Annotated in this window: 15 protein-coding genes; 9 read left to right on the top strand and 6 right to left on the bottom strand. The window is 38.6% G+C overall.

Going from position 1 to position 20,870, the window contains the following annotated elements; genetic code table 11:
• Window positions 1-22 precede the first annotated feature (22 nt).
• The gene (locus BM141_RS00345; RefSeq protein ID WP_091538230.1) at window positions 23-4,033 is read left to right on the top strand and encodes a two-component regulator propeller domain-containing protein; all 4,011 of its coding nucleotides are present in this window, start codon (window positions 23-25) and stop codon (window positions 4,031-4,033) included.
• Between the two features lie 23 nt (window positions 4,034-4,056).
• Here the strand turns inward: BM141_RS00345 and BM141_RS00340 are convergent, their stop codons facing one another.
• From BM141_RS00340 to BM141_RS00325, 4 genes are all read right to left on the bottom strand, one after another.
• Window positions 4,057-5,685, bottom strand: a complete 1,629-nt coding sequence (locus BM141_RS00340; RefSeq protein ID WP_245763948.1) for a complex I subunit 4 family protein — start codon at window positions 5,683-5,685, stop codon at window positions 4,057-4,059.
• 92 nt (window positions 5,686-5,777) lie between these two features.
• Window positions 5,778-6,530, bottom strand: coding sequence for a tetratricopeptide repeat protein (locus BM141_RS00335; RefSeq protein ID WP_091538227.1), 753 nt, complete (start codon window positions 6,528-6,530; stop codon window positions 5,778-5,780).
• A 275-nt stretch (window positions 6,531-6,805) separates the two neighbouring features.
• A complete protein-coding gene (locus BM141_RS00330; protein ID WP_091538225.1) occupies window positions 6,806-10,456 on the bottom strand; it encodes a hypothetical protein in 3,651 nt (1,216 codons plus the stop codon).
• A gap of 89 nt (window positions 10,457-10,545) precedes the next feature.
• A complete protein-coding gene (locus BM141_RS00325) occupies window positions 10,546-11,520 on the bottom strand; it encodes an NAD(P)H-dependent glycerol-3-phosphate dehydrogenase (protein ID WP_091538530.1) in 975 nt (324 codons plus the stop codon).
• Between the two features lie 392 nt (window positions 11,521-11,912).
• On the opposite strand from BM141_RS00325, the gene BM141_RS00320 reads away from it, so the two are divergent.
• A complete protein-coding gene (locus tag BM141_RS00320; protein WP_091538223.1) occupies window positions 11,913-12,320 on the top strand; it encodes an START-like domain-containing protein in 408 nt (135 codons plus the stop codon).
• A gap of 118 nt (window positions 12,321-12,438) precedes the next feature.
• Window positions 12,439-13,461 (top strand): UDP-N-acetylmuramate dehydrogenase, encoded by a 1,023-nt coding sequence (murB, locus tag BM141_RS00315; protein WP_091538221.1) that lies wholly within the window; start codon window positions 12,439-12,441, stop codon window positions 13,459-13,461.
• Here murB and BM141_RS00310 read toward each other — a convergent pair.
• A complete protein-coding gene (locus BM141_RS00310) occupies window positions 13,458-14,729 on the bottom strand; it encodes a dihydroorotase (RefSeq protein WP_091538219.1) in 1,272 nt (423 codons plus the stop codon). The genes murB and BM141_RS00310 overlap by 4 nt on opposite strands.
• A 155-nt stretch (window positions 14,730-14,884) precedes the next feature.
• Here BM141_RS00310 and BM141_RS00305 point away from each other — a divergent pair, with 155 nt between their 5' ends.
• Complete coding sequence (locus BM141_RS00305) at window positions 14,885-15,637, top strand: 3-keto-disaccharide hydrolase (RefSeq protein ID WP_091538526.1); 753 nt, start codon at window positions 14,885-14,887, stop codon at window positions 15,635-15,637.
• Between the two features lie 111 nt (window positions 15,638-15,748).
• Here BM141_RS00305 and BM141_RS22730 read toward each other — a convergent pair whose 3' ends face one another.
• Window positions 15,749-15,964: a hypothetical protein gene (locus BM141_RS22730; protein WP_177217215.1), complete on the bottom strand. Its 216-nt coding sequence runs from the start codon at window positions 15,962-15,964 to the stop codon at window positions 15,749-15,751.
• A gap of 293 nt (window positions 15,965-16,257) precedes the next feature.
• On the opposite strand from BM141_RS22730, the gene BM141_RS00295 reads away from it, so the two are divergent.
• From BM141_RS00295 to BM141_RS00275, 5 genes are all read left to right on the top strand, one after another.
• The gene (locus BM141_RS00295; RefSeq protein WP_091538217.1) at window positions 16,258-16,611 is read left to right on the top strand and encodes a DUF3276 family protein; all 354 of its coding nucleotides are present in this window, start codon (window positions 16,258-16,260) and stop codon (window positions 16,609-16,611) included.
• A 151-nt stretch (window positions 16,612-16,762) separates the two neighbouring features.
• Window positions 16,763-17,512 carry a polyprenol monophosphomannose synthase gene (locus tag BM141_RS00290; RefSeq protein ID WP_177217214.1) on the top strand — a complete coding sequence of 250 codons (750 nt, stop codon included), beginning with the start codon at window positions 16,763-16,765 and terminating at the stop codon, window positions 17,510-17,512.
• A gap of 120 nt (window positions 17,513-17,632) precedes the next feature.
• Window positions 17,633-18,580 carry a hypothetical protein gene (locus tag BM141_RS00285; protein WP_143090727.1) on the top strand — a complete coding sequence of 316 codons (948 nt, stop codon included), beginning with the start codon at window positions 17,633-17,635 and terminating at the stop codon, window positions 18,578-18,580.
• A complete protein-coding gene (locus tag BM141_RS00280; RefSeq protein WP_091538213.1) occupies window positions 18,573-19,604 on the top strand; it encodes a vWA domain-containing protein in 1,032 nt (343 codons plus the stop codon). The genes BM141_RS00285 and BM141_RS00280 overlap by 8 nt, the downstream gene beginning before the upstream one ends.
• Window positions 19,605-19,680: 76 nt before the next feature.
• Complete coding sequence (locus BM141_RS00275; RefSeq protein ID WP_091538212.1) at window positions 19,681-20,859, top strand: thiolase family protein; 1,179 nt, start codon at window positions 19,681-19,683, stop codon at window positions 20,857-20,859.
• Window positions 20,860-20,870: the final 11 nt, after the last annotated feature.

The raw sequence follows: 20,870 nt of genomic DNA, 5'->3' as shown, positions 1-20,870 counted from the left end.
TTTTACTCACTATCGCTTGATAATGAAATACTTATTGGGTTGCATATTTTCTTTGCTCTCTTGCTCCTTGCTACTGGCTCAGGAAGAAGCACCCAAGTTTTATCAACTTTCCGTAGAAGATGGACTTTCTAACAATAATGCTACTTGCATTTTCCAAGATTCAAAAGGCTTTATTTGGATAGGCACACATGATGGATTGAACCTATATGACGGCTATGAATTTACACATTTTAAGCACAACCCTAAAAACCCGAAAAGCATTTCTAATAATGTCATCTGGGCAATTCATGAAGACCGAGCAGGAAATTTGTGGATAGGAACGCAAAATGGCTTGAATCGTTTTGACCGAAAAACTTATACTTTTATCACCTACAAGCACTACCAAGACTCTGCGGCAAGTCTGATTAATAACCAAGTATATAGCCTTTTAGAAGATAGAGAAGGCTACTTGTGGGTGGGGACAGAAGAAGGCATCTCTCGCTTAGACAAAGAAAGAAAAAAATTTACGCACTTTCAGTTCTCCTCTTTTTATGACATAGAAAAGTATGCTACCGTCAAAGCACTGTTTCAAGACAAAGCTGGTAATATTTTGGCAGGCACCTACGGCTCAGGCATCATGATATGCACTCCAGACAGGAAGGATTTTCAATCTTTCTCGCTTTATCCCGATTCCCTCAAATACGAGTTTATACAGAGTATTTACCAAGACACCAAAGGCAACTATTGGATTGGCTCTATTAAAGGATTGAGAATTATCACTCCTGATAATCAATTTTTTACTTTTAAACCTTATCCTAATCATACAGAAGACCTCGATTTTAACCAAATTACAAGTATAGTAGCAGACTCCGAGCAAAATCTTTGGTTGGGAACGCTGGGCGGCGGGATAGTAAAAATTTACGCTCCGACCCAATTTGCTAAAATGAAGTTTCAAGTGTATAAAAATGATTTTAAAAATCCGCAAACACTTAGCAGAGATTTGGTAAATCAAATCTTTGTAGATAAAACAGGTACGGTTTGGGTAGGTACGCAAGGCGGAGGACTAAGCATATACGACGAGGGCAGAGATAAGTTTGAACTTTTTAGACACGAATCAGAAAATCCCAACTCTCTATCAAACAACATAGTCAATGCTTTTTATGAGGAAAAAAATGCCGTTTTGTGGATTGGGACAGGGGGAGGACTGAATAGATACGACTTAAAAAATAAGAAATTTACTGTTTTCAAACATAATCCTGCTAACAAAAATACGCTAAGTGATGACTATATTACCTGTATTTTTCCAAGCAAAAAAGGTGGACTTTGGATAGGCACAAGCAACGGATTAAATTATTTTGATGAAAAAAGAGGAACTTTCCAAGTTTTTAAAAAAGACCTCGACAAACAGCAAACGCTTAACGATAACCACATCCTTTCGCTTTGGGAAGATGAGCAGGGCATCTTGTGGATAGGGACTTTGGAAGGAGGCTTAAATAAATACAATCCTGAAAAAAATACCTTTACTATATTCCAAAATATTACCCAAAATCCAAATAACTCCTTGAGTGATAACACCGTGCAAGCCATTCTCCAAGACCGAGAAGGCATCTTGTGGATAGGGACAAGCGGGGGAGGGTTAAACCGATTTGACAAAAAAACAGAACAATTTACCATATTCAAGAACCAAGCAGGCGATTCTCTTTCGCTAAGCCACAATAGTATCAAATGCCTTTATGAAGATAAGCAAGGAAATATATGGATAGGTACGCATGGTGGTTTAGATAAATTGGACAAAAAAAAGGGTATTTTTTCTAATTTTAATCGCAATGACGGATTGCCCAGCAATATCATTCATGGCATTTTAGAGGACAAAAAAGGTTATTTGTGGCTAAGTACCAATATGGGAATTTCTCATTTTTGGACAGAAGAAAACCAGTTTCACAACTACGACCAATACGACAACCTACAGTCTAATGAGTTTAATACAGGTGCATTTTTTAAGAACCATGCGGGCAAGATGTATTTTGGTGGGAACATGGGCTTCAATGCTTTTTTACCTGATTCTGTAGAAAATAATATGATTAAGCCGCTGGTTTACTTCACTCATTTGCGTATCAATGGGAAAAAGGTAGAAGTAGGCACGCCCGATTCTCCTTTAAAATTTCATATCTCAGCTACCGAAAAAATTTCCTTAACGCATGAGCAAAATACGATTACTTTTGATTTTGTCGCTTTAAATTTTCGGCATAGTGAAAAAAATGAATATCAGTGGAAATTGGACGGATATGACCAAGACTGGACAAAACCAAGCAAGGCAAGAACTGCCACGTATGCCAACTTGCCGAGCGGGAAATATACGTTTTTAGTCAGAGCAAGCAACAATGATGGTGTTTGGAGCGAAGTTCCTGCCCAAATTGCAGTAGAAATTCAAAAAGCTATTTGGGACACTTGGTGGTTTCGTCTGTTGGTTTTATTAGTCATTGGAGCAGTGGTTTTTGGAGTTTACAAAGTAAGAGTTTACCAGATAGAACTGCAAAACAAGCGATTGGAAGAGCAAGTCAAAGAGCGCACTTTGGAGATTTCTCAACAAAAAGATGAAATTTTGAAAATCAACGAGGAGTTACAAACTAAACAAGAAGAAATTTTAGCACAAAAACAAGATATTATTGCTAAAAATGAATACTTGGAAGAGGCGAACAAGGCTATCTCCGAACAGAGAAATCAAATCGAGAAAGCATTGCACGATATTCAAGTCATCAGTGAGATAGGGCAAAAAATTACCAGCCTCTCACATCACGAATTTTTTATAGAAACGGTTTTTGACAATATTTCTGACTTAGTAGAGGTAGATATGTTTAGAGTAGGGGTCATAGATAAACAGACTAAGAAAATTGTTTTCCAAGGGTTTTCAGAAAAAAAGCGAATCACCACTTATTACCATGATTTTTCTACCAGCGAAGGGCAGCATCTTTCGCTATGGTGTATCGAGAATAAAAAAGAAATTTTTATCAATGACTTTGACAAAGAATATAATCTATACATTCCAAATGGGAAACTCAATGCCTCTATCAAAAATCAACCTAAGTCATTGATTTACTTGCCACTGATGATAGAAGAAGAGTGCATAGGGGTAATGACCTTGCAGAGTTATAAGAAAAACGCTTACACCCAAGAAAATTTGAGCATACTAAAAACGCTCAGTACCTTTACTTCTATCGCTTTGGATAACTACGCCAATCACAATAACTTACAAGAGGCAAACAAAAAAATAGCCCAAAACAATGAGAACATTTTGAGCAGTATCCGCTACGCCGAGAAAATCCAACAGGCTATCCTCCCTGATGACCATTTGCTAAAAAATGTCTTAGGAGATTATTTTGTAATTTTTTTACCGCAAGCCATAGTTTCAGGTGATTTTTATTGGTGCAAGCAAATAGAGGATAAAACCTTTCTGGCAGTGGTAGATTGCACAGGGCATGGGGTACCGGGTGCCTTTATGTCTATCATTGGCAATACCCTACTCAATGATATAGTATCAAGAAGAATTTACGAACCTTCACAAATTTTGGAGGAGCTACACATGGGCATAAGGTTAGCTCTCAAACAAGATAACAAGGTCAATGATGACGGTATGGACATAGGGCTTTGTTTATTAGAAAAACAAAATGATGAAAACGGGCAAAATCAAACCAAAGTTACCTATGCGGGAGCGAAAAGACCGCTTTATTACGTGGTGAATGGACAGTTGGAAACTTTAGCAGGAAACAAAAGATCGCTTGGAGGTGGACGAAACGTTGCCTATTTACCTTTCTCCCAAGAAACCATTTATCTGCCCAAAGGGGCAATGATTTATCTTACTACTGATGGCTTTGCTGACCAAAACAACCCTGCAAAAGAAAAAATAGGCTCTCCAAAACTAAAAGAATGGTTGCAAGACATTGCAGAAAAAGAATTGCATCTCCAAGATATTGAATTACTTACCAAACTAAGCGAGTACATGATAGATGACTCTTATCAGCGAGATGACATTACGATTTTAGGAGTAAGGTTATAAGACTTTGCCAAAGTCCATTAATACTACTTTGCTTGCAAAATTTTTACTAAATATTCTACTGAACTATTGCTAACATTTAAAATCAAACTTGGGAAAAGACCAAAAACTACTGCCAATACTCCCAAAGTAACCAACATGAGTTTTTCTCTGATAGTTAAGTCGGTCAAAGCCTCTACTCGGATAGATTCTTTCACAGAAAACTTACCAAAAAACATTTTTTGCAATGTCCAAAGAAAGTAACCTGCCCCTATCAGTAAAGTAAAAATACTCAACATGGGCAACCACAGGGGAAGCGTTCCTACTGCACCTGCCTCAAATGCTCCTAAGAAAACCATCAGTTCCCCAATAAAGCCTGAGAAAGTAGGTAAGCCCAAAGAAGCAAAAAAAGCAAGCGTTACTAACACGGCATATTGGGGCATTTTACTTGCCAAACCTCTGTAATTTTCCATTTCCAAGTGGTGAGTTCGGCTGTAAATTACTCCCGCACACAAGAAAAGCATAGAGGACAAAATCCCATGGCTAAATAGCTGATAAATCGCTCCATTGATACCTTCTACGGTGGCGGAGGCAAGTCCTAAAAGGATAAAACCCATGTGAGAAACAGAGGAATAGGCTATCATGCGTTTTAGGTTAGTCTGCCCTAAGGCAACAAAAGCCCCATAAAGCATAGACAAAACACCAATCAAAGCTACATAGAAAGAGAACTGAAAAGCAATCTCAGGAAAAATGCAATAAGCAGTACGTATCAGTCCATAGCCACCCACTTTTAGCAATATTCCTGCTAAAACCACTGAGATAGGAGTAGGGGCTTCTACGTGAGCATCAGGCAACCAAGTATGCATAGGAACAGCAGGAAGTTTGATGATAAAACCTAAGAAAAGCAGTATAAACGCCCACTCTCTTGTTGAAAAAGAAAACAAAGTAAAATCATTAGCGGGGTGAAAGACTGTATCGGGTCTGAAATTGGCTAATTGGGTCATGGCTAACATATCAAAACTTTGTGTGGAGAGATATAAGCCTATCAAGACTATCAAAATAAAGATAGAGCCTAAAAAGGTGTAAATGAAAAACTTAACCGCCGCATACTCTCTCCTTTTGCCTCCCCATAAGCCTATCAAAAAATACATAGGCAGGAGCATAAACTCAAAAAATAGGAAAAATAAGAAGAAATCCAAAGCAACAAAACAACCTGTTACAGAAGTAGATAAGAGCATATACAAAGAAAAATAGCCCTTTTCTTTTTCTTGGATTTCCCAAGAACTCACCGACCCTATCCAAAGTACAAAAGTACTTAGTACAAAAAGTGCGGCATTTAGCCCATCGATGCCTAAAAAATAGTCTATTTTAAATCTTCCTAACTGACCTATCTGTACGTCTATCCATGTATATTTTTCTACCAGACCAAGTGTAGCCATATCAGTAATGCCTATTAAAGCCTGCTCCCCTTTGGGCAAAACCAAGTAGGCAACTAAGCTAAGCACAAACTGAATAAAAGTAACGGCAACGCTCCCCATTTTAAAAATTTTGCTTTGCTGAGAGGGGACAAAGCAAAAGATAAGCAAGAAAAATAAAGGAAGAAAAACAATGATAGAAAGCAAATAAGTCATCGTATTAGTCAGAATTTGTCTGTCTTGTGGTTTTGTTTTTCGCAAAAGTAAATAAAAAAGCTACAAATCCACCAATTTGAAATGATTTGTGAATTTGTAGCCTACTTTTATAGAGCGTGCAAACTGATTACATCTACTTACTTTTTACCAAGTTTTTGGTCTAACATAGCCAATCTTTTCTGTGCATTGGCTTTTTCAGAAGATTGTTCAAACTCATCTACGATGCGTTTGTAGGTTTCTCTTGCTCCTTCTAAGTCTTTGTTCTGCTCCTGAGCCAAAGCTAACTTACTCATATAGATAGGTGTAAAGTACTCATTAGGATTGTAGTTAGAGGCTTTTTTGTAGTAAGAAATCGCATTAACGAAGTCATTTTTTTCCATATACGCATCGCCAATCAAACTGTAAACTCTGGCTTGCAAAAGTAAATCTCCCGGATTAAAATTTTCCAAAGCCTCAATTGCCTCATCGTACTTGCCTTCTTTGAGTTTGGCTATTCCAATATAGAAGTTAGCTAACTTACCTGCTTTTGTGCTTCCGTATTCTTCTGCAATAGCTTCTAAACCTATGGTAGTGTTGGCGTTATCTCCTTTTAATGCTTTTCTGATAGAATCTTTTTCAAAATAAAATTGAGCAGGGAAAAGTTCCTTTTGGGCTTCTGCATTGCGAGATTGAATGTTCCACTGATACAGAATAATACCCAATACAATCACAACAATCCCTATTCCGACACCTGCAAGTAGCTTTTGATTGTTTTTAGCAAATTCTTCAGTCTTGCTCAAACGACTTTGCAGAGCCTCCGCACTTTCAAATATTTCCAAATTAGTATTTTCTTTGGAAGTTGCTGTTTTCTTTACTTCAGTTTGCACTGTATCTGTTTTTGTCTTTGCCATTTTCTTACTCTGATTTTTTGAACCGCAAAATTAGGAAATCTTTATGAATTAAAATACTTTTTCTAAAAAAAATGTTAGCGAAAAGAAACCTTGATTTCTATATTTTCGTTCATAGAAGTTTTTGGCTCATCATGGATTTTATCACAAAACTTAATTTTTCATTTGATGGCACATAGCCAGCAGGCTACACAATAAACGCCTTTGGGCATAACATATTGATAGAAAACAACTAATGCTATGATACTCAAACCCCGTAGGGGTAGTCTATTTTCCCCTCAAAACAAAGCTGACACCTGCATTCTCCCGATATGCACCACTGCATTGCTTTCAGATTTCCTGCCTTCGTATTGGAAAATGAGTTGCAAGCCATTGCTGAGCCGCTGTTGCCAATTCACTGACCACTGCACGTTTTGCCCTACTTGCAAGGCTTCTAACATCTCATACCCCAAAGGAGAGTTGCTTTGTCCATTGTAAGCAATATTGACGTATCTCATTCTTGCAGAGATAGTTCTACTGGTCGCTTTGGCAATTCTGCTTTCTAAACTTAGTTCGTTCAAAGTGGCTTTTTCCCCTGTTTCTCCCAAAGTGTTTTGCTTGTTTTGAAAAAAATAAGTCAAGGTAAAGCGAAGATTTTGAGAAGGTTGGTATGAAATTTCAGGTCTAAACTTGTGATTTTTAATCACATAGTTCCTGTTTTCTAAAAAATCTGAACGGTTGCTTTTGCTCTCATCGGCTAAGAGCAAACGCACATTCCAAGTAGCCGCTAAGTTATAGCGGGCATTGAACTGCAATTCACTTTGGCTTCTTGCCTCAAAACCATTGGTAAGTAGTTGTTTATTTGTATTTTGCAAAAAAGTAAAATCCGCCCCAAATTTGGTAGCGGTGCGGTCATAGAAAAAAGTAGTCCGCAAGTTTGCCAAATCAGAAAGAAGTTTTCCCTCATCTGCCACACTGATAAAAGGGGCAAAGCGAGGCAACAAGTCGCTGTCCGTAGTGCGGCGATTGATAGTCCACGAGGTAACACTACTCAACTTGCTGATAAACCTTTTGAAGCCTTTGGTTTTCAGCCAAGTACGAGGCGGGTTGAAGTTCAGACGATAGCTAAAATTGTTGGTATAGGCAAGCAAATATTCATCAGTAGGGGTAAAAAATTTGACATAATTTTTCTCATCTGGATTGATTGCCAAATAAAACTCATTCAACTGCTGTACGCCATCACCATTATCATCTCGCCAAGTGTGTGTACCCGTTCCTGGGTTTACTTGCAAATAGACAAACTCTCGTCTTAATTCTCGTCCTGTCCCATTCACCAAAGTAAATTCTGATTTCACTATCCCTTTGCCCAAGTCAAAATTCCAATCCAAGCGATTCATAATGGTTTCTTCTGGGATTTGAGTAGGCGTACTATTCTTCTGCAAGTTATCAAATTTTCTATAAGTAAATTGGAGGTTAAAAAGTTGGGAAGTCGTTTGCCTTCGCAAGTTGATATTGAAAGTATTGGCACGAAAAGCCTTTGCCAACTCTCCATTTTGGGGCGTATTGTCCTCCCTGAAACTGTAATCTGCTCCATACTGCCACTTGGTCGAGTCCCCATTTTTGAGGTAAAACTTATGCTCATCAAAGTTCATCGCAGTTGCAAAAATAGAATCATTGGCAGATTGCCGAACTGCATTTTTGTCTATAGAATAAACGTAGCCTGTTACTAAATGCTTGCTTTTGTGAGAAATATCTGTAAGCCAACGCACCCAATCTGCCCTTGCGCTGTCTTGCTGGTTTTTCATCAAGAAAAAATTACTTCGCACAAAAAAACGCTTCCAAGACCAAGCTCCATCTATATATTGTTGAAAACCATTGACTTGTGTACCTCTGTTTCGCCTTGTATGTTTTAAGGAAATAAAATTGTTAAAGTCTTTTTTCAAACCTATGCTTGCATTCAAAATGTGTTCGCTATTGGGCAGGTCGGTATTGGCTGACCAATCTCTGTCAAATTCTACATAACGAAAGCGGTCTATGGGACGGAAGTAGGAGTTATCGTATTCGTAGTCAATGGAGTAGGAAAGCATAGTCTGCCCTACCCCCTGCCCCCTCTCCTTCGGGGAGGGGGCAGGGGGTAGGGCAGTTCTCGCCGTTGTTGGCGTTTTCACCAACAACTCTCTCTCTCCCATGTACCCCACTTTTACCGCCCAACCTTCATTGGGTAAGGTGCTTTTTGCAGAAAAAAGATTGTTGTCATGATTGCTCAAAGCGGTTTCTACAAAGACTTTTTCGTTTTGGCGCACTTGGTAACTTGCGCCTAAGACGGTCATTTGCTTTTGGTTAGGGGCGGGCAGTTGGCGCACTGGGCTGTAGCTTCCCTGTCCACTCCCAACCCATTGATACTCCCGCCCATTGGCAGTTGGGCTTCCTATCTCATAATCGCCATTGCCCAGCCCGACTTCTGAAAAACTCACGTTATAAAGTGGGCTATCTCCTCTTTTTGCCCTCACATAAATTTTTTTAATCGTTCCATTCAGTATCGTGTCTTTTTCTGTATATAAAATCCTATCTTCTTGGAAATCAGGAACTCTAACCGCACTTTGGGCGACAGCCAAAGTCAAATCATCTCCAATTTCAGAGAGCAATCTTCTGTTAGCCGTATCTAATTGGGCTAAAATCGGGTTGTTAGGATTGTCTTTTTCTCTATAAAAACTGCCAAAAAGGGAGAGTTTCCCGATTTCCTGCTGATGACTCGCAGTCAAAATAGTGCGGCTATAATTTTGTGTAGAATACTCAAAATCAACACGCACACGTGTAAACTGAGTAATAATAACCTTGGGGGTAAAAGTAATTTCTGCTGTATTGTAGTCAATTACGTAGTCATAATTAAATCCCCGCATCAAAAGCCTTCCGTCCACATAGACTTTTTCCGAGTTGGCAATAATGATGATAAAGCGTTCATTGCCCTGTCCTCTTAGCCGATAAGGACCTTGAACTCCCTCATTGATAGGCACTTGGTAGGAATAAAACTGCCCTTTTGCCACTGCAAACCCCAATTTACTATTAGCCCTATTTTTTGGCAAGTTTTGTTCTGCTAACTTTTTGGTACTGTCCACTGCTGCCCCATAGTTGGTTTCTATCAAGCCACCCAAGACGTTTTTGTAAAAACGCAAAAATTGGGACGGCGAGTTTTGCAACACCACATCTCCCGCACTTAGCGAAACTGCCTTGTGAGAAAGTTTGATAAAAACTCGGTCAAACTCTTGTAACTGTTGCGTATTGCCTTCGGGTTGGAAAGGTACATTTTGGTCGGTCATGACCGCAGTCAAGTGAATATCTGGCGAGATTTTTCCGTCCAATTGCAGGTTCAGGGCAGAATTAACAAAAACATCTTGGCGATTCCCAAAGGAAATGCCTCTTGTCAGGCTTCCGCTTTTGCTCAGTCCTTCATAGCTAAAAAGTTCTTCTCTTTCCTGAACTTGTTGCAAAAGAGGAGATTGGAAGTTTTCCTTGTTTTTTAAAGTATAAAAGCCTGAATCGTAAAGGGTTTGGCTTCGCTTGTAATGCGTTTTGCTAAACAAAAAAGGAAAAACTCTGTAACAAATTAAAATAGAGTCTATTAGCGCTAAGTTTTCTCCTTCCAAAGTAAGCTCATTGGTAGTCAGGCTATAAGAGAGTTTAATTTCCTGTTTTTTAGGCAAAATACTGATGATTTTGATGCTGTCAGGGACGAGGGAGAGGGTATCAAGGGTAAATACAATTTTGTTTGAGATTGTTTGAGGTTGTTGGTTGTTGGTTGTTTGAGATTGTTTGAGGTTGTTGGTTGTTTGATTATTGTTAATTGATAACTGATAATTGATAATTAGCCATTTGCAACGCTTGTTGGAGAGTTGGGCATTGGCGAGAGAAGTTGAAAGACAGAGAAATATGATGCAAAAGTATTTGAGCAACTTTGTGAACTTTTATTTCAAATATAGTAAAATTCTCTCTCAAAATCTATCTTTTGATTGATTTTAGCAAATTTGACTGCTCAGAAACACTACTTTAACACATCTTTGAGCAGTTGGAACTCCGCAGTAGGCAGTGCTTTTTCATACAAGATATGATAAACTGCCTTTGTAATAGGCATATTCACCTTATACTTTTTGTTGATTTCGTAAATAATTTTTACAGCATAATAACCTTCTGCTATCATTTTCATCTCCAATTGGGCAGACTTGACGGAGTAGCCGCGCCCTATCATGCTTCCAAAAGTTCTATTCCGACTAAATTGCGAATAAGTAGTTACCAGCAAATCTCCTAAGTAGGCAGAACCATTCAAGTCGCGTGGGTGCGGCTCTATGACATCGAGAAAACGCCTGATTTCCTGCATGGCATTAGAAACCAAGACTGCGTGAAAGTTGTCCCCATAGCCCAAACCATGAGCTATCCCACAAGCAAGTGCAATGACATTTTTCATTACAGCACAGTATTCCACTCCATCTATGTCTGTAACTACACTTGCTTTGATGTAGCGACCTTTGAGCAGGTTGGCAAACTGCTGTGCCTTGTCTATGTCTTGCCCACCTATGGTCAAGTAAGATTGTTTTTCTAAGGCAACCTCCTCCGCATGACAAGGTCCTGCTATGGCTAAAAGATGAGAGGCAGGAACGTTGAACTTTCTCATTACATACTTGGTGATGAGTGAATTTTCTATGGGAATCATGCCTTTGATAGCAGAAACTACGACTTTATTTTTCAAATCATCTATGGCGAGGCGTTTTAAAACATCTGCAATGAAAGCCGCAGGCACAGCCAAAACCACTATTTCTGCTTCTGCTATGCTTTTCCGCAAGTCATAGGTAGGATTTACTTTTTCCAAATTAATTTCTACTCCACTCAGGTAACTGGGGTTGTGCCGATAGTGAATGATGTGTGCTATATCAGTTTGAGAACGCATCCACCAATGAACATACACATTATTCTCACATAGCATTTTCACAATCGCTGTCGCCCAACTGCCACCGCCTATCATGGCAATCTGAGTCGGGGAATGTTGATAAGTAGTAGCCAATGTTAGTTAATTTATTGTAAATAAATATCTTGCTGAAAAGAAGTGCATGAAAGAGCAATAAAAATTAGCATTTGACGCTTTAAAATTAGAGGAAATTTTTGACTTCCTACAAAAAATTTGCTTACTTGCTGATAAATTTTTTTGCGTATCTACTGTATAAAGTATTCTAAATCAATGTAAAACATGGTAAAATTAAATTTTAAATACATTGAGTGGAAAGAACGTACTAATTTTTTAATCTATTTACATCACCAATCAATCAAACTGATGAAGGTAAGCAATGGAGAAAAATTTTATCAAATACCTTTTCAGTTTCAAAAAATAGTATATTGCCAAAAAAACGTCAAGGAGATATGAGTAGTAAGTACAAATTTGTAATAGAATATGAAATTCATGCAAGCGTAAAAATGATATATCCCTACCTTTCTACGGCAAGTGGACTGGCAGAGTGGTTTGCCGAGGAGGTCAAAACCTTAGAAGATAAGACCTTTGACATAGTTTGGGATGGGCAAAGCCACCCCGCTAAGTTAGTTTCTGCACGCACCAATAGCCACATCAAGTATGTCTTTTCTCCTCTTAATGCAGAGGACTCGGAAGACCCTTCCTATCTGGAATTCAAGCTATCTCATAGCGAAATGACCGATACTACTTTCCTGAAAATCATTGATTATTCCGAAATGAACAATGAAAAAGACTTAAGAGAACTTTGGGATAATTTGATTTACAACCTCAGAGAACTGCTCGGAGCGGGACATGAGTAAGAGCAATAAAATCTCTTTTTTGTAAATAGCAATTCTGTGTTTCATAAATAGCTGGAATATAGATTTTGAAAAATTAGACTTAGAAAAAAGCGATTGATAAATAAACACTTTAACCTTCATGACTTTACCTATCCAACAAGATTTTTCCTTACAAGCCTTCAATACTTTTGGCATAGAAGCCCAAGCCCGCTTTTTTGCTGAGGTGCAAAGCAATGAAGATTTAATGAGCCTTCTTTTCTTTAAGGGCTTTAAAAACATTCATAGACTTATTTTAGGCGGGGGAAGTAATATTTTGCTGACTCAGGATTTTGAGGGGCTGGTTATCAAAATCGGTATCAAGGGCATAGAGAAAATTAGGGAAGATGAGGAAAGCGTATGGGTAAACGTAGGAGCAGGGGAAAATTGGCACGAGTTTGTGCTGTACTGCCTTGATAATGGGTGGAATGGAGTAGAGAATCTTTCGCTAATCCCGGGTACGGTAGGTGCCGCCCCTATGCAAAATATTGGAGCGTATGGGGTAGAAATCAAAGAAGTATTTGACTCCTTAGTCGCTATAAATATGACGAATGGAGAGCTGCGAACTTTTACTAAGGAAGAATGTAAGTTTGGCTATCGGGAAAGCATTTTTAAAAATGAATTAAAAAATCAGTATGCCATCGTCAATGTAACTTTTCGCCTTACTAAAAAAGCTAATTTTAATATTTCTTATGGAGCGGTTGCCCAGACCTTAGCAGATATGGGCGTTACTACCCTCTCAGCCAAAGCAATTAGCCAAGCTGTCATTAAGATTCGCCAAAGTAAACTCCCTAATCCTGAGCAGATTGGTAATGCAGGAAGTTTCTTTAAAAATCCAGAAATCAGCAAGCAACTATTTGAGGAACTCAAAGAAAAATATCCTTCTATTCCCAGCTATCCTATTGACGAGCAGAGAGTAAAAGTACCTGCGGGCTGGCTCATAGAGCAGTGCGGTTGGAAAGGTAAACGCATAGGCAATACAGGGACGCACAAAGACCAAGCTTTAGTCTTGGTAAACTACGGAGGAGCTACAGGACAGGAAATCAAATCTTTAGCAGAGCAAATCCAACAATCTGTCGTAGAAAAATTTGGGATTTGTTTGAGTATGGAGGTAAATATTATCTAAATAAATACTTGCTGGCGTTGTTTATTAAAAACACCTAATACTTTGCCTTTCAACTCTTTACCTATAAAAGGGGAGTTCTTAGATTGAGATTGAACCTCTTGTAAGTGATACGTCCAAGTTTGTTCAGGAGCAAACAACGTAAGATTAGCGATTTGTCCCACTGCGATTATAGGTTGCTGGATTTTTAAAATCTTTCGTGGATTGATAGTGAACTTTTCAAGGAGTTGGGTTAAATCCAAATCTTTTCTAAAAGTATTTGCCACTGCAAAAGCTGTTTCTAAGCCAATGATGCCAAACTCCGCCATGTCAAACTCCAATCGCTTGCTCTCTTCGTCTTGTGGCTGGTGGTCAGAGGTAATCGCATCTATCGTTCCATCTTTTAAGCCTTCTATAAGTGCCTCAATGTCTTTGGCTGTCCTAAAAGGAGGCTTTACTTTTAAGTTGGTATCAAAATCCTTCAAATCTTCGTCTGTAAAAGCCAAGTGATGCGCCGCAATGTCCGCAGTAACTGCCATTCCTTTTGCCTTGGCTTCCCTGATGAGTTGGACTGACCTTTCCGTAGAAATACCTGAAAAATGAATTTTTCCGCCAGCGTAGCTCATCAGTTCTAAGTCCCTGATGATGCCCATTTGCTCTGCAAGAGCAGGTATGCCTTTCATTCCTAAATACGTGCTACTAATTCCTTCGTGCATCATGCCATTTTTGCTCAGATTTTTCTCATCAGGCATATTGATAAATAAGCCGTCAAACTGATGTAGGTATTGTAAAATTTTAACTATCAAAGCAGAGTTGGTAGTTGGATTAGTCCCATCACAAAAAGCGACTGCCCCTGCGATAAAAAGGTCATACATTTCAGTCATCTCCTCGCCTTTGAGGTCTTTGGAAGAGGAGGCAATAGGATAAAAGCTACATAACTTATTTTCAGTGCGTTTGATTAAAAAGTGTACGGCTTCTTTGCTCTGGATAGGGGGCTGACTAACAGGCAAAACAGCTACTTCGGTAAAGCCTCCACGCATAGCCGCTTGGCAGGCAGAGTCTATGCTTTCTTTGTATTCCAACCCTGGTTCAGGCACAGAAGCACGCATATCTATCCAACCCACAGAGAGGGAGGCTTGGCTACAATCCAATGTTTTATGGGCTTCTACGAGTTCGTTTGTATCAGTAATAGAGGTAATGAATCCATTTTTTAGCCCTATATTTTTTCTTTGTAAGTGGAAAGGGCTTTGTTTATCAATAATTTGTACTGATTTGAGCAGTAAGTCGTTCATTGTGAATTGCTAATTATAAATAGGCAAAAAACTAAGCCAAATAAAATTTTGCTTGCAAATATATGATTTCTAACTTGGAATCGTTTGTGTACTTTTATATTTTTACAAAACATAATTCTAATTTATATTATTACAAAACTTTTAAAACAATGAAAATGAAGAAAATCAATATCTTACTACTGATTTTAACCTGTGGCGTATGCTTATCAGCAAGTTGCTTTGGTCAGCAACAAAACCAGCCTAAGCCCGAAGCTACCGAAGTATGGGAACCAGAGCCTAAGGTAGTAACCCCAGGCGATGGGACAAAACCGCCTTCTGATGCCATTGTACTTTTTGATGGGAAGGATTTTTCCAATTGGGTAAGTGCCAAAGACGGAAGCGCACCTAAATGGACGCTGAAAGACGGAGCTATGGTGGTAGAAAGAGGAACTGGGGATATAGTTACTAAGCAAACTTTTGGCGATTTTCAGTTACATATAGAGTGGAGAACCCCAGATAAAGTAGAAGGAGAAGGACAAGGCAGAGGCAATAGTGGGATTTTCTTACAGGAACGCTACGAGGTGCAAGTGTTGGATTCTTACCAAAACCGCACTTATTCCAATGGTCAAGCAGGTAGCCTTTACAAGCAGTCTATCCCTTTGGTCAATGCTTGCAGAAAACCCGGAGAGTGGCAAACCTACGACATCATCTATACTGCGCCTCGCTTTCGTTGGAATGGCTCTTTGGAATCTCCTGCAAGAGTTACTGTAATCCATAACGGGGTACTTATTCAAAATAATACAGTCATTCATGGTACAACAGAGTATATCGGCACACCTAAAAATATTGCTCACGGCAAAGGAGGCATTCGCCTTCAAGACCACGGCAACCCTGTAAGCTATAGAAATATATGGATTAGAGAGTTGTAAAAATAAAGAATAAACCTATAGGATTTTAGAAATCTATAGGTTTATTCTTTGATAATGAGGCTACTATAAAAATTTTATTATTAAAGAACCCTTTTATACAGCCTCAGCAAATTATTCTGCTTCACCTTCCTCTTCTTCTTCTCCCTCTTCCTCTTCTAAATCTTCTTCTTGCTCATCAAAATCCTCGTCCACCTCCTCGGCTTCCTCAGTTTCCTCCTCTTCATCACTTGCTTTGATAGTTAGACCACCAATACCAATGATGAAAACTTCCATTTGTTTTGCTTGTTCTCCTACCAACAAAGTAGGATTTAAAATTGCCTTTTTCATATCTTTGATTTGTTTTAAGTTTGATTCAATATTAGGAAACTATCTTTGCAAAGGGAAATTTCCTACATCAACAAACCTTTAAAAATATGTGAAAAGTAAATTACTTATTGGCTAATTACGTAAGTGAAAACTTTAATTTCAAATATAATTTTTATATCACTTAAGTATATCTTTCAAATAATCAATCTTTTAAAAAAATATAAAAAAAATTAACAATAAATTTATAAGCCTATCACTTTTTTGGAATAAATAAATATTCTAATTTTACCGTTGTAAAACTAAATTTTGGACACGTGGAAGAGAATAAATCAAAAGATGAAATCTACTCAAAAAGAGTAAGGGCAGGAAAAAGAACGTACTTCTTTGATGTGAAGTCCACACGTTCTAACGATTATTATTTGACCATCACAGAAAGCAAAAAACGTTTTAAAGATGATGGTTTTGTGTACGAGAAACATAAAATTTTCCTTTACAAAGAGGACTTTGCAAAGTTTTTAGAGGCTTTGAATGAAACTATTGCACACGTAAAGGGAGATTTGATGCCAGATTTCGACTTCTCGCAGTTTGAGAAATCCAACGAAGAAGTAGAAGAAGTGTTGGAAGATGAAATAGACGAGGAGGTAAATGGAAGATTGCGTTGGGATTAGTGGACATACGAGGCTCAACACTACTTGAAAAACTATCATAAAAAGCTATTGCTGAAAACATATTCGGCAATAGCTTTTTGTTTGTTTAGTTCTATTCTTTATTTTGCGATTATTTTTATTAACGCAAGAATTAAATATAGGTTTGTTGAAAGTGAAAAACTGCATCGTAATTATACCTACGTATAATGAAATTGAGAATATTGAAGGTATTATCAAGGAAGTCTTATGCTTAACACATAAAAATGATAGCGTATTTGATATTTTGATAGTAGATGATGGCTCCCCTGATGGGACTGCCAATAAGGTCAAGGAGTTGCAAAAAGAATTTCCTAATAGAATCTTATTGGAGGAACGGCAAGGTAAACTGGGCTTAGGTACGGCTTACATTCATGGGTTTAAGATTGCCTTGCAAATGGGCTATGAGTATATTTGTGAGATGGACGCAGATTTTTCGCATCGCCCCGTAGATTTATTACAATTATATTTGACTTGCAAGCAAGAAAAAAAAGACTTAGCTATAGGTTCGCGCTATAGTAACGGGGTTACAGTAATTAATTGGCCTATAGGCAGAGTCCTCATGTCATATTTTGCAAGTTGGTATGTGCGTTTTATTACGGGTATGCCTATCATGGATACTACAGCAGGCTTCAAATGTTATCATCGCAAAGTATTAGAAACCATTGAGTTAGACCAAATAAAGTTCATAGGCTATGCCTTTCAAATAGAGATGAAATTTTTAGCTTGGAAGTATGGATTTAGCATTACAGAAGTACCTATTATTTTCCAAGACCGTACCAAAGGCGTTTCTAAAATGTCCACCAAAATTTTTAACGAAGCCTTCTTAGGTGTTATTCAGATGAAGCTCAGAAGTTTGTTTAGAACCTTTCACCGTAAAAGTTAAAAATTGCTAAGTACGTCTTGTAAACTTCCTGAATATTTATCTTTGCAAAGTACAAAATCTATTTTTTAAGTAAAATTCTACTAATTAGCTTGTTTTGTGAGATATTTTGGTGCAAGAAACATGTCTTTACCATTTCATATTGTTCTCGTTTGTATCTTGGCGTGGGTATGCCTCTGTCCAGCTAAGGCACAGAACACAGCCCAACAGCAAGCTATCCAAAGGCAGATAACGCTCAAAGGTAGTTTTCTCCCTGCCCAGCCCGATGCCAAAGCAAAACCAATATCAGTGAAAGTAGGGGAGTATATAGATTACGAACTGGTAGTGAAATATCCAGAAAATATGGAATTACGCTTCCCTGATTCATCATACAATTATGCTCCTTTTGAGTTTATAAAAAAAAGATACTTCCCTACCGTTACTAAGGATAAGATTAGCACTGATAGTACAATTTACCAATTAGCTACTTATCAAACAGATTCTATACAAAGTCTTACTTTGCCTATCTATGTACTCACCAATGGGGATACTACTTTGATATACACCAATACAGATAGCGTAATCATTAAACCCTTGATAGTTACGCTTTCAGATACAGTCAAACTCATTTCTAATACTAACTACAACGCAGTTGAGCGGCTAATCAACTATCCTTATATTATCATTGGAGTAGGTATTTTGGTTGTGCTGGCGTTGGCTTTATACCTGATTTTTGGGGAACGCATCAGAAAGGCTTATTACTTAAGCCGCTTAAAACGCAATCACGAGCGTTTTGCTACCCAATTTGAAAAATATCTGCAAAATACTTTGGATAATAAGCAGACTGAAAAGGGTTTAGGAATATGGAAGTCTTACTTAGAAAATTTACAAGATATTCCCTATACTACCTATACCTCAAAAGAAATAGAGGAAAAGATACATGATAAAGACTTGACGCTTTCGCTAAGACATTTAGACCGCGCTATTTATGGAAACATGATTGACGAAAGTATTAAACCAGCCTTGAACTTTCTATTCCAATATGCCCAAAAAGCGTATCAACTAAAAATAGAGGAGGTGAAAAATGCTTGAGTGGTTTTCTTTACAATGGTTTTTACCTTCCCAAATTCAGCAGTTTTCTTGGGAGAGCCCTGCCTACTTGTATGGAATTTTGCTGCTCCCCTTGCCCTACATTATGAGGTGGCTCTTGCACTTCAAATCACGACAAAAATTAGAGATAGCACTGATTGAAAGAGAAGTAGTTTCAAGTCCTGTGGCTTTTCTAAGGCATATCCCGAGTATGCTTATGCTGATTTTCATAGCCTTGATTTTAGTAGCTTTGGCACGTCCTCAAATTACTGATGAAAAAGTAGATAGATTTACAGAAGGCATAGACATCATATTAGCCTTAGACATTTCAGAGTCTATGCAAATCGAGGATTTTAAGCCTAATCGTCTGGAAGCCGCCAAAAATGTGGCATTGAACTTTATCAAAGGCAGATTCCAAGATAGGATAGGAATAGTAGTTTTCTCGGGAGATGCTTATTCGCTTGCTCCGCTTACTACTGACTACAATTTGCTCAAAACTTATGTCAGTGAGATAAATTTTGACATGGTGCAGAATCGGGGAACTGCTATTGGAAGTGCCTTAGCAGTAGCGACTAATCGCATGAGAGAATCCTCTGCCAAGTCAAAAGTGATTATTCTACTGAGCGACGGTGAAAATACAGCAGGAAGTATAGACCCTATTACAGCGGCAGAGTTAGCTCATGCTTATAGTTGCAAACTTTATACTATCGGCGTAGGTAAGGAAGGTCCCGTTCCCTTTGGAACAGATATGTTTGGACGTACTCGCTACGTAGAAAATACTATGGACGAAACTACCCTCAGAAGGATTGCTCAAATAGGCGATGGACAATATTTTAGGGCTGAGGATAACAAGACCCTTCAAGAGGTTTTTGCCCGCATAGACCGTTATGAAAAAGCTGAGATTAAGGAAACTCGCTTCAAAGACACCAAAGACTTTTATCAAATTTATCTCATGTGGGGCTTACTTGTTTTTTTACTCTGGATATTACTAAAAAATACTTTTTTGACCAATGCCTTAGAGGATTAAGCAAGACGTTTAGTTTTAGCTGTTTAACAAGTACTTAATATTAACTTTTACAATCACTTAACCAATCAACAATGATATGAAATCCGTATATATCGTTTCGGCAGTAAGAACGCCAATGGGCAGTTTTGGAGGTGTATTAGCAGGTTTTTCCGCTACCCAATTGGGGGCGATTGCCGTCAAAGGAGCGGTAGAAAAGGCAGGGATAGACCCTAATATAGTCAATGAAGTTTATATGGGCAATGTCATCTCGGCAGGTTTAGGGCAAGCCCCTGCACGTCAAGCAGCTATATTTGCAGGTTTGAGCAAACATACTCCTTGCACTACTATCAATAAAGTTTGTGCTTCTGGAATGAAAGCTATTATGCTCGCTACTCAAAACATTATGACGGGTGGTGCAGACATCATGGTGGCAGGCGGCATGGAAAGCATGAGCAATGTGCCTTACTACGTACCTAAGGCACGCTTTGGCTACAAATACGGCAATGCTGAGCTAATAGACGGTTTGGCTTTTGACGGGCTAACTGATGTATATAATAAAACAGCTATGGGCATCTCAGCAGATAATACCGCTAAGAAATATGATATTAGCAGAGAGGAGCAGGACGCCTACGCTATCCAATCCTATCAGCGCGCTGCTGAGGCTACACAAAACGCTTGGCTCAGAAATGAAATGGTAGCCGTAAGTGTGCCTCAACGCAAAGGCGAGCCTATACAACTACTCGAAGACGAGGAGTATAAAAATGTAGATTTTGCCAAAATACCTACGCTAAAACCTGTTTTTTCTAAAGATGGGACAGTAACCGCCGCCAACGCCTCTACGATTAACGATGGAGCATGCGCTTTGGTAGTGATGAGTGAGGACAAAGTTAAAGAACTCAATGTGAAGCCTTTGGCAAGGATAGTTGCTTTTGCCGATGCTGCACAAGAGCCAGAGTGGTTCACAACAGCCCCGACCCTTGCCGCCAATAAAGCCCTGCAATTAGCAGGAATGAACCTTGCTCAAATAGATTATTTTGAAGTCAATGAGGCTTTTGCTGTGGTAGCTTTGGCTTTTAACAAAATTATGGGAATAGACGTTGCCAAAGTGAATGTTTTTGGGGGAGCTGTGGCTCTTGGACACCCTCTGGGTTGCTCTGGAGCGAGGATAGTAGGCACTTTGACCAATGTCTTGCATCAAAAAAATGGTAAATATGGCTTAGCAGCTATTTGCAATGGGGGTGGTGGGGCTTCTGCCATGATAATTGAAAGGTTATAATAAGGTTTTTA

Origin of the sequence: Thermoflexibacter ruber (assembly GCF_900113045.1) — a bacterium.
In the GTDB taxonomy this organism is placed as follows: Bacteria; Bacteroidota; Bacteroidia; order Cytophagales; family Thermoflexibacteraceae; genus Thermoflexibacter; species Thermoflexibacter ruber.
This window is presented reverse-complemented; position numbering and strand designations above follow the sequence as displayed.